Genomic DNA, 9676 nt, shown 5'->3' with positions numbered 1-9676 from the left:
TTTTTGCTGTTGCCGGGATGCTTCAACATATAACCCGACCGGAGCATAGTCTGCGTGATACATGCCGGCATTCATGGCAAAGAGTAGCTTTTCACATGCTTTCAGCTGCCGTGCCACAGCCTTGAATTTACGCAAAGGTTTATTCGTTTGGTGATCCTTTAAAAACAGGCGCAAGTTTTGTGGCTGATCTATTTTTATAATATCAACATCGAGCACTTCATTTTGCCAATGCTGGCTATCAATATCGGCATGGCCGAGCTGGGCAAAACTTATAACAGTCGCAAGGGCATATTTAAAATAAGCTGTCATTTTTCATTTCCATCTTGTCCAGCATTCATGTCTTGGCTCAATACGCAAAGCCATTGTTTCATAAAAAATCATTTGGCTGAGTGAAAGAGTCGATTCTTTAACAAAGAAGCAGTAAACTAGCTCACTAAAATATATTTGTAACTTTATTGGTTAAACGTCTACATGCAACAGCAGAAAACACGATTTCCTTTAGGGGCACATCTTATTGTTAAACACTTTGGATATTCTCATCACGGCATTTATGCAGGTCGTGGCCGGGTGATTCATTATTCAGGTTTTGCCCATTTATTTAAGAAACGCCCCATTGAAATCACCTCACTGGAAAAATTCAGTTTTGGTAAAACCATTATTATCCAGCAATATGACAATCCCAAATTTCACGGCCGCAAAGTCGTACGGCGTATGCGTTCGCGCATGCATGAAAACCAGTATCATCTGATTATTAACAATTGCGAACACTTGTGTACCTGGGCCATTACCGGTGTAGAAAGTAGTCCTCAGGTCATTCAGATGATGAACCGCTTAACCACTATCGGTTATGTCAGTTCCCTCATGAGTTTTATGAACAGTATGTTGCTGACCCTGACCACCACCTGTTTTGCTTTGGTGCTCTACATCAAGAAAAAGTTACGTGATAAGGCCAAAAAACGTTTGCCGCCTGCTTTATTATTAAAAGAACCTGAACAGAAAAATCCTTAATTCTGAGTTTAGCCAATTTAAAAGATTAAAAAAGCCCCATTAAAATGGGGCTAAAAAAAATTAAAGCGCCAGGCTGTCAAGTCGTGTTAATCAATTCTAAGATGTCTAAAAATAAGCAGAATGATCATTTTAATTTTGGTCAGTTGACCTACTGCCTATCTTTCAAAGAACTTTCTTAAAACTTTAATCAAATGGTGGAAGTCTGTCGTTGACCAAATTCAATTGTGCACCATACTCCAGATAGGCCTTACAGCCATCTAAAAGCGTAGTGAAATCATTGGTATGTTTAATCACAAAAGCAATTAATTCTGAACCATCTAAAGGAATATCGTAGTTACGGATTCTAATAAAAGTTTCGTTATCGGATATTTTTTCAAAAATAAAATCTACCGTAGATTTTGGCTCACCCCACATAATCTGAATGAATTGATTATTAATAAGCTGCTCTACAAAAACACTGGTTGTCACTTCATATTTTTCCCAATACCAATCGACGTTTTTGTTTTCCATTAATTGTCCGGTAGAGGAAGTAAACCAGAACTTGCGGGTAATTTCTGGATCAACAAAGGCATTAAACACTTCGGCAACCGGTTTTCGAATTAACATCTGTGTTTCGATAACAACATTATTCATTTTTCTTACCCTCATCTTTTTAAAGTGATAGCTCTTTATACTGTCTCATTAATTAGCGGTTTTAGAATAAGAAAAAGACGTGATTTTATAAGATTACATAATAAACCATACACAGTTAGAACCAATTCTTGCTTAGATGCTACAAAAAAAAAGCCCAACCTAAGTTGAGCTTTTTATATTCCGAAAAAGATTATTTCAAATCAGGCAAAGCTGTGTCTTGCTTATTTTCCTGGCTTAAAGCTGTCTTTTAAGTCCAGAATACGGTTAAACACTGGTTTTGCTGTTGTGTGATCATGTTGATCTGCAACAAAATAACCTTCACGTTCAAACTGGAAACGATCTTCAGGCTTCGCTTCTGCCAATGCTGGCTCAATCACTGCCTGAACCACTTTGAGTGATTCAGGATTTAAGTTAGCCAGGAAGTCATCGCCCACTTCTGGGTCAGATTCAGTGAATAAACGGTCGTAAATACGAACTTCAGCAGGAACACCTTTAGTTGCCGATACCCAATGAATGACACCTTTCACTTTACGGCCTTCCGGGTTCTTACCTAAAGTTTCCGGGTCAATTGAACATTTCAGTTCAACCACTTCACCGTTAGCATTTTTAATGACTTCGTCGCACTTGATCACGTAAGCATGACGTAAACGCACTTCACCACCTGGGATTAAACGCTTAAAGCCTTTTGGTGGTTCTTCTTCAAAGTCTTTACGATCAATGAAAATTTCAGAGGTTAATGGAATGATACGCTCGCCCATGTCGACATTTGGATGACGTGAGTGAGTCAGATCCATATCGTTTGGAAGATTGGTTAATGTCACTTTAATTGGGTCAAGCACAGCCATGCCGCGCGCAGCGGTATTTTCCAAAGACTGACGGATGCAGTATTCCAGCATGGCTACATCGACAATACTGCCATCAACCTTAGATACACCGACGCGTTTACAGAAATCGCGCAGACCTTCTGGTGTAAATCCACGACGGCGCATACCGACAACGGTTGGCATACGTGGATCGTCCCAACCTTGGACAAAGCCACCTTCTACCAGTTTACGCAGTTTGCGTTTAGAGGTAATGGTGTAATCGACATTTAAACGGCTAGATTCGTACTGATGCGGAACAGCTGGTGATTTCACTTTTTCCACAATCCAGTCATAGAATGGACGATGGTCTTGGAACTCAAGTGTACAAAGTGAGTGCGTTACACCTTCAATGGCATCTGATAATGGATGAGCATAGTCATACATCGGATACATTTTCCATTTATCACCAGTTTGGTGATGTTCAGAATGCAATACCCGATACATAATCGGATCACGCATATGTACGTTCGGCGATGTCATATCTATTTTGGCACGCAGTACTGCCTGACCTTCACCCAGCTCGCCATTACGCATTTGTTCAAAACGCGCCAGGTTTTCTTCTACAGTCGCATCACGGTATGGAGAGTTTTTACCTGGCTCTACAAATGAACCGCGGTTTAACTTGATTTCTTCAGGCGTTTGCAAATCGACATAAGCATCGCCCTGTTCAATCAGCTGTACTGCCCATGTGTACAGTTGATCGAAATAGCTAGATGCATAGCGCGGTTCGCCATTCCATTCGAAACCAAGCCATTTTACGTCGTTGGCAATACCATCCACATATTCTTGTTCTTCTGCGTCCGGGTTGGTATCGTCAAAACGCAAGTTACATAAACCATCAAATTCTTGCGCAATACCAAAGTTCAAACAAATCGCTTTCACGTGACCAATGTGCAAATAGCCATTGGGTTCTGGTGGAAAACGTGTGATCACTTGCTGTGTACGGCCTGCTGCCAAATCGTCAGTAATGACCTGACGTACAAAATCTAAGCCAGGCTGTTGTTCTTGCTGCGCAGCATCGACAGGTTGAGTACTTGTTGTCGGGTTATTTGGCAGGGATGAAACAACATCATTCGGCTTCATAGTTGATAAATCACTTCTATAAGATAAAATAGGATAATTAAAACGCTTTTCTCGATTTTTAACAAAGAAAATAACGTTTTTGCTTGCCTTGTAGTTTACAGTTTGCTTATGCTTCTCTCAACCAAAAACCCATGGCTTTTTTGTCCATGATCAGGAGATTATAGAATGAGTTTTCCTCAAGTCGAATTAAACACCAATAAAGGACGTATTGTTCTTGAACTTAACTCAGAAAAAGCACCTAAAACTGTTGCTAACTTCTTGGAATACGTTCGTGATGGTTTTTATGATGGCGTAATTTTCCACCGTGTGATTGACGGTTTCATGATCCAGGGCGGTGGCATGGATGAAAATTTCAAAGAAAAAGCAACTCGTGATTCAATTGAAAACGAAGCGGACAACGGTTTAAGCAATGAAGAAGGTACGATCGCAATGGCGCGTACTCAAGCTCCTCATTCAGCTTCTGCTCAGTTCTTCATTAACGTGAAAAACAACTCTTTCCTTAACCACACTGGTAAAACAGCTCAAGGTTGGGGTTATGCCGTATTTGGTAAAGTGGTTGAAGGTATGGACGTTGTTGCGGATATCAAAGGCGTTCGCACAGGTAACCGTGGCTACCACGCTGACGTTCCTCTAGAGAACGTTGTAATTGAATCTGCAAAAATCATTTCTGAATAAAAAACGTCCTCTCCGTCTTTAATGAGTTTTAAAGCAGTGCTTTAAAACGCAATAATGTTAAGGATATAGTCCATATATCCAATAAATGGACTTTGAGAGGAAGTATTAAGGAAAAATTAGTGACCTATCTGTTTATCTCTGATTTACATTTGTCACCTGAACACCCTCGACTCGTTCGGGGGTTTTTGGATTTATTAGACAGTTATAAAGATAGAAATACCCAGCTCTATATTTTGGGTGACTGGTTTAATGCCTGGATTGGCGATGACTACACTGCTCCTTGGCTGGATGAAATTGTCCATGCCCTGCAAAAGTTTCATCAGGCCGGCAATCATGTTTATTTTCAGGCAGGCAACCGTGATTTTGCTTTAGGTAAAAAATTCTTAAAACAGTTCAAGGGCACCTTGCTGTCTGAACCGGCAATCTTAAAAATAGTCGAAACTACATACCGTTTGGAACATGGCGACCTGCTCTGCACTGACGATGTGTCCTATCAAAAATTCCGTAAGATCATTCGTAATCCATTACTTTTAGGTTTTTTAAAACGTATGCCTTTAAGTTTTCGGCAAAAACTGGCCAATGGTTTCCGTAAAAAAAGTGCTGAAACCAAGCAAGTAAAGTCTTATGAGATTATGGATGTGAATGCATATGCCGTTGATTCTGCATTAAAGGATATTGATGTGCTGATTCATGGTCATACGCATCGCCCTGCAATTCATAATCTTCAGGGTAAAAAACGGATTGTGCTAGGAGACTGGCGTGATCATTCAGCGCAGATTTTAGAAATTGATCCTAAGCAAAAAAATCTAAAATTAGAATTAAAGACCTGGGCGTATTAACGACATTTTTTGATCACTGAGCTTCTACATTACAGATAAAGTCATTCAGACTCCATAATACGTACTATAGAAGCTCATATTTCAGATTAATAACCACCTTCAGATTTTATCACTTCCGCATCACTTTTATATTTTGCCAAAAGTTCGCGTAGTGAATTCATCAAGACACTGGTATCTACACCTACAGCAACAAACTCTGTACCCAAATCGATATATTTTTGAGTTACTTCATGAGTCGTTGATAAAATTCCTGCTGCTTTGCCCGATGCACGTATACGCTGAATAGCATCAACAACCGTTTTTTGTACTTCCGAATGATTCGGATTACCCTGATAACCCATAGTGGCAGACAAATCTACAGCGCCAATAAACACGCCATCAATGCCATCCACTTTTACAATATCATCCAGATTTTCCAGTCCTGTCACCGATTCAATCTGAATCAGCAGACAAATATTTTCATGTGCTGTTGCATAATAATCCGGGATACTGTTCCAGCGCGTGGCACGTGCCAATGCAGCACCTACGCCACGAATCCCTTCTGGTGGATAACGTACAGCTTTCACCATCAGTTCAGCCTGCTCAACCGTTTCCACCATGGGAATCAATAAAGTTTGCGCCCCAATATCCAAAAATTGCTTAATCAGCTGTACACTGCCTATAGGTGGACGGACCACAGCTTGTGATGGATAGGCTGCAATACTTTGCAGTTGAGAAAGTGTGGTTCTTAAATCACTCGGCGCATGTTCACCGTCAATCAGTAACCAGTCATAGCCGGCATTGGCTGCAATTTCAGTGCCGTAAGCATCTGCCAGACCCACCCATAACCCAATCTGCTGCCGAGTTTTTAATCGTCTTTTAAAATGGTTTGTATCATCTATCATGGGCCGACTCTAGCTAAAAACTTTGTGATGACTCAATTAAACGTGATTTAGCCAAAAGTACCAATATCGATTTCGTATTTAGTCATTGTCTATAACTATTAACGCTTCATTTTATTCAGAAACTTAGCCTATGATTTCATCATGCCAAAGTATAAGCATTTGAAGATTTCTTCCAAGATTTTCTGTTCGATAATAAGTTAAAATAAAACCACATTCAATTGTGGAGACCGTATTCATGGATTTGTTAAACGTTTCAAAATCACGCTATACCACAAAAGCATATGACCCGAACAAAAAAATTCCTCAACAGCAGTTTGAACGTTTCTTAGAAATCCTGCGTCTCACCCCGTCCTCCATCAACATTCAACCCTGGCATTTTTTTATTGCAGATCATGATGCTGCTAAACAGCGAATCGCTAAAGCATTGGTCGGGAAATATGCCTACAATGCGCCTAAAGTTTTAGATTCTTCGCATACCATTCTGTTCTGTACCAAAGCGGATATCAGCGAACAGCATTTAAATACCTTGCTTAACCAAGATGATCTTAGTGGTCGTTTTAAGGATGAAAAAGCCAAACAGGGGCAAAAAGACAGCCGTTCTGGTTATGTGGATTATTACCGTAATGAAAAAGGTGATATTCAACGCTGGGCGGAAAACCAGACTTTTATTGCGTTAGGTCAATTGCTACTAGCTGCCGGTATTGAAGGGGTTGATGCTACGCCTATAGGCGGATTTGATGAGCAAATCATTAGTCAAGAATTGGAATTAGATGAAAAAGGTTTAATTCCATCGGTAATCATGACGCTCGGCTACCGCAGTGAAACCGATTTTAATGCTCAATTACCTAAGTCACGCCTGAGTCGTGAAGAAATTTTCACCAAGCTATAATTAAAAAAAATTACAATAAAAGGGGCTTATAAGTCCCTTTTATGTCATTTCAGGACTTATTTTTGCAACAAGATTAAGGTATATTGGCGCAAAAAATAACCGGTAATACCTAACATGCTTGCTGCTCCTAAAATGCCGATAAAATTTGAATGCCCTTCTTGCAAAACGGTTTACCTGCAAAAATACAGCTCAGATGCCATTTTAACCTCTTATCCTAAATGCCCTCATTGTCAGCAACCTGGTCAACTTCAGGGCACGATTGAAATACAGGATGTGTTTAAACATCCGGTGGCAATGGCCAACTACTATTGGCAAGGCACATTACAACGCTTTCAACGCACATAACCAAGCCAATATATTGATTTTATAGGATTTAAATTTTTAATCTATAGCACATTTAAGTGTACTGTATATTGAGTTGCTCTTGTTGTACTGACTATTTTATGGTCTGCTTTTTGCTTTATACCTTTATATAACAATTAAAATTTTCAAGAGGTTCGCTATGTCTTTGTTTATGCCTATGCCGATGAAGTTTGAGTGTCATCAATGCCAGCAATGTTATGTTCATCTTTATCAACAAGAAAATCACCACTATCCTGCCTGCCCTTCTTGTCATAGCAATGGCTTGCTGTTGGGAATAGCAGAGCCGGAAGACTTTCTTCAGCATCCTCTCATTTTCTTATCCAGTTATCTTAAGCAGACATGGCATAAGCTAAGCAAATAACACTGGCAAGGCCTAAAGCCAGACCGAAAGCAGTTGCAGGTTTTAATTTTTCTTTGAAAATGATTAAGCCACTCAATGCGCCCAACACCACCACCAGTATATTCATGCCTGCAAACACAATTGCAGGTGTGTCTTTTAACAGCATATGTGCTTTGACATACAGGGCTATATTGGCAAAATTTAAGATTCCCAGTCCCAATCCAGCCAGAATATTTTGACTACGTCCTGCTGTTTTTCTTGTGATGGCAATATAAGCCAAAGACAATATAAAAGCGCAGATGAACATTAAATTAAGTGCAACAGCAAACTGTACGCCCAAGCCTGTGGTGTACTTAAGCAGCACATCAATCAGTGCATAGCCAGACCACACCAGTGCTAAATAAAGTAAGCCCTGCTTTGAAAATGACTGTTCCTGTGCGGAGGTTTGATGAGAAAATAAAATACTCAGTACAGCGGAAATACCTAACCCGATTCCGATTATTTTTAAGCTATTAAACTGTTCTTGAAAAATAAAAAAAGCAGCCAATAATGATAAAATCACTGACAGACGCTGGGCAATTTCCGTTTTGATAATACCGGCATATTGCAAGGATTTCGCCAGACACAGAAAAATGCTCGGCAATAACACACCTAAAGCAATAATGAGCCACCATGGTGTATTTACGATTGAAATATGCTGTAAATCCGGCTTAAACCACAAAAAACAGAGCACACTTGCAGAAGCATAGTTCCAGACAATCATTTGTAGCGCATCAAAACCTTTGGTTTTAGCGAGCTTTAAAAGAATTGAGATCACTACACTACAGCAGGCCGCAGCAAATATAAGTTCCATCTTCTGCCTTATTTTCCTTATTTATCATGATTCAGGGTTAAATACAGAAAAGCCCACAATAAATGTGGGCTCTTGATTATAGATAATCTTTAACGATTATTTATAACGACTCACCATTTTCTCTAAAGAAATTGGACGAATCTTGTCTGCATGACCTGCGGTACCAAACGATGTATAACGGTCTACACAGATTTGTTTCATTGCAACAATTGTTTCTGCAAAGAATTTACGTGGATCGAATTCGCTTGGTTTTTCAGCCATCATACGGCGCATTGCACCAGTAGAAGCCAAACGCAAGTCAGTGTCGATATTGATTTTACGCACACCGTGTTTGATTGCTTCAACCAGTTGTTCAACAGGCACACCATAAGTTTCTTTGATGTCGCCGCCGAATTCGTTGATCACAGCCAACCATTCTTGTGGCACAGAGCTTGAACCATGCATAACAAGATGGGTATTTGGCAATGCCGCATGAATTTCTTTAATGCGGTCAATCGCTAGAATATCACCTGTAGGTGGACGGGTGAATTTGTACGCACCGTGTGAAGTACCGACTGCAATTGCCAAAGCATCTACATTGGTATCTGCTACAAACTGAGTCGCTTCTTCAACAGAAGTTAAAAGTTGAGAATGGTCAAGAACGCCTTCTGCGCCTACACCATCTTCTTCACCAGCCATACCGGTTTCAAGGCTACCGAGGCAACCAATTTCACCTTCAACTGAAACACCGCAAGCGTGCGCCATTTGAACGGTACGACGCGTTACATCAACATTGTATTCATAAGTTGTTGGTGTTTTACCGTCAGCACCTAATGAACCGTCCATCATCACTGATGAAAAGCCCAACTGGATCGAGCGTTGGCATACATCAGGGTCAGTACCATGATCTTGATGCATAACCACTGGAATATGTGGCCACTCTTCAATTGCTGCCAAAATTAAATGACGTAAAAACGGAGCACCGGCATATTTACGAGCACCCGCAGATGCCTGAACAATAACAGGTGAATTCGTTTCGTCTGCGGCTAACATAATTGCGCGCATTTGTTCTAAATTGTTTACGTTAAACGCTGGTACGCCGTAATTGTGTTCGCCGGCGTGATCCAAGAGCTGGCGCAATGAGATAAGTGCCATAATGTCCTCCCAGGTAATGCCCCATATTCTACATGCTGATTGCTTTCAATTCAGCAAGAAAAAACACTATTTAAAAAAAAATCCCTGCATTTGCAGGGACTTTTAAATAAAA

10 protein-coding genes and 1 pseudogene are annotated in these 9676 nt (G+C 40.3%); 5 read left to right on the top strand and 6 right to left on the bottom strand.

Annotation, left to right across the window (positions count from 1 at the left end):
- Positions 1 to 309: pseudogene (locus tag B4C48_RS05230) on the bottom strand (hypothetical protein); the annotation flags it as partial.
- A 162-nt stretch (positions 310 to 471) separates the two neighbouring features.
- Between B4C48_RS05230 and B4C48_RS05225 the strand changes: the two are divergent.
- Complete coding sequence (locus B4C48_RS05225) at positions 472 to 1008, top strand: lecithin retinol acyltransferase family protein (RefSeq protein ID WP_291354557.1); 537 nt, start codon at positions 472 to 474, stop codon at positions 1006 to 1008.
- A 183-nt stretch (positions 1009 to 1191) separates the two neighbouring features.
- On the opposite strand, the gene B4C48_RS05220 is transcribed toward B4C48_RS05225, so the two are convergent.
- Together B4C48_RS05220 and B4C48_RS05215 are read right to left on the bottom strand one after the other, a co-directional pair.
- Positions 1192 to 1641, bottom strand: coding sequence for an SRPBCC domain-containing protein (locus tag B4C48_RS05220; protein ID WP_291354556.1), 450 nt, complete (start codon positions 1639 to 1641; stop codon positions 1192 to 1194).
- Positions 1642 to 1862: 221 nt separating this feature from the next.
- Complete coding sequence (locus tag B4C48_RS05215; protein ID WP_291354555.1) at positions 1863 to 3587, bottom strand: glutamine--tRNA ligase/YqeY domain fusion protein; 1725 nt, start codon at positions 3585 to 3587, stop codon at positions 1863 to 1865.
- A 165-nt stretch (positions 3588 to 3752) separates the two neighbouring features.
- On the opposite strand from B4C48_RS05215, the gene B4C48_RS05210 reads away from it, so the two are divergent.
- Both B4C48_RS05210 and B4C48_RS05205 read left to right on the top strand, forming a co-directional pair.
- Entirely contained in the window at positions 3753 to 4262 is a 510-nt protein-coding gene (locus tag B4C48_RS05210; RefSeq protein WP_291354554.1) for a peptidylprolyl isomerase, read from the top strand.
- Between the two features lie 119 nt (positions 4263 to 4381).
- On the top strand, positions 4382 to 5101 hold the full coding sequence (locus B4C48_RS05205; RefSeq protein ID WP_291354553.1) for a UDP-2,3-diacylglucosamine diphosphatase: 720 nt from the start codon (positions 4382 to 4384) through the stop codon (positions 5099 to 5101).
- 86 nt (positions 5102 to 5187) lie between these two features.
- On the opposite strand, the gene hpaI is transcribed toward B4C48_RS05205, so the two are convergent.
- Positions 5188 to 5985, bottom strand: a complete 798-nt coding sequence (hpaI, locus tag B4C48_RS05200) for a 4-hydroxy-2-oxoheptanedioate aldolase (RefSeq protein WP_409449773.1) — start codon at positions 5983 to 5985, stop codon at positions 5188 to 5190.
- A 235-nt stretch (positions 5986 to 6220) separates the two neighbouring features.
- On the opposite strand from hpaI, the gene nfsB reads away from it, so the two are divergent.
- Together nfsB and B4C48_RS05190 are read left to right on the top strand one after the other, a co-directional pair.
- Positions 6221 to 6874: an oxygen-insensitive NAD(P)H nitroreductase gene (gene nfsB / locus B4C48_RS05195; protein ID WP_291354552.1), complete on the top strand. Its 654-nt coding sequence runs from the start codon at positions 6221 to 6223 to the stop codon at positions 6872 to 6874.
- Positions 6875 to 6988: 114 nt separating this feature from the next.
- Complete coding sequence (locus B4C48_RS05190; RefSeq protein ID WP_291354551.1) at positions 6989 to 7219, top strand: hypothetical protein; 231 nt, start codon at positions 6989 to 6991, stop codon at positions 7217 to 7219.
- A 347-nt stretch (positions 7220 to 7566) separates the two neighbouring features.
- Here B4C48_RS05190 and B4C48_RS05180 read toward each other — a convergent pair whose 3' ends face one another.
- Positions 7567 to 8430 carry a DMT family transporter gene (locus tag B4C48_RS05180; protein ID WP_291354549.1) on the bottom strand — a complete coding sequence of 288 codons (864 nt, stop codon included), beginning with the start codon at positions 8428 to 8430 and terminating at the stop codon, positions 7567 to 7569.
- A gap of 96 nt (positions 8431 to 8526) precedes the next feature.
- A complete protein-coding gene (gene fba / locus B4C48_RS05175) occupies positions 8527 to 9564 on the bottom strand; it encodes a class II fructose-bisphosphate aldolase (protein ID WP_291354548.1) in 1038 nt (345 codons plus the stop codon).
- Positions 9565 to 9676: the final 112 nt, after the last annotated feature.

This window comes from Acinetobacter sp. UBA3106 (assembly GCA_002365595.1).
In the GTDB taxonomy this organism is placed as follows: domain Bacteria; phylum Pseudomonadota; class Gammaproteobacteria; order Pseudomonadales; family Moraxellaceae; genus Acinetobacter.
The sequence above is the reverse complement of the archived record's forward strand: the minus strand, read 5'-3'. Positions and strand labels throughout refer to the sequence as shown.

What these genes read in the sequence shown, in the direction of transcription:
- B4C48_RS05225 (WP_291354557.1), top strand. Translation starts at nt 472, where the DNA reads ATGCAACAGCAGAAAACACGATTTCCTTTAGGGGCACATCTTATTGTT.
- B4C48_RS05220 (WP_291354556.1), bottom strand. Translation starts at nt 1,641, where the DNA reads ATGAATAATGTTGTTATCGAAACACAGATGTTAATTCGAAAACCGGTT.
- B4C48_RS05215 (WP_291354555.1), bottom strand. Translation starts at nt 3,587, where the DNA reads ATGAAGCCGAATGATGTTGTTTCATCCCTGCCAAATAACCCGACAACA.
- B4C48_RS05210 (WP_291354554.1), top strand. Translation starts at nt 3,753, where the DNA reads ATGAGTTTTCCTCAAGTCGAATTAAACACCAATAAAGGACGTATTGTT.
- hpaI (WP_409449773.1), bottom strand. Translation starts at nt 5,985, where the DNA reads ATGATAGATGATACAAACCATTTTAAAAGACGATTAAAAACTCGGCAG.
- nfsB (WP_291354552.1), top strand. Translation starts at nt 6,221, where the DNA reads ATGGATTTGTTAAACGTTTCAAAATCACGCTATACCACAAAAGCATAT.
- B4C48_RS05190 (WP_291354551.1), top strand. Translation starts at nt 6,989, where the DNA reads ATGCTTGCTGCTCCTAAAATGCCGATAAAATTTGAATGCCCTTCTTGC.
- B4C48_RS05180 (WP_291354549.1), bottom strand. Translation starts at nt 8,430, where the DNA reads ATGGAACTTATATTTGCTGCGGCCTGCTGTAGTGTAGTGATCTCAATT.
- fba (WP_291354548.1), bottom strand. Translation starts at nt 9,564, where the DNA reads ATGGCACTTATCTCATTGCGCCAGCTCTTGGATCACGCCGGCGAACAC.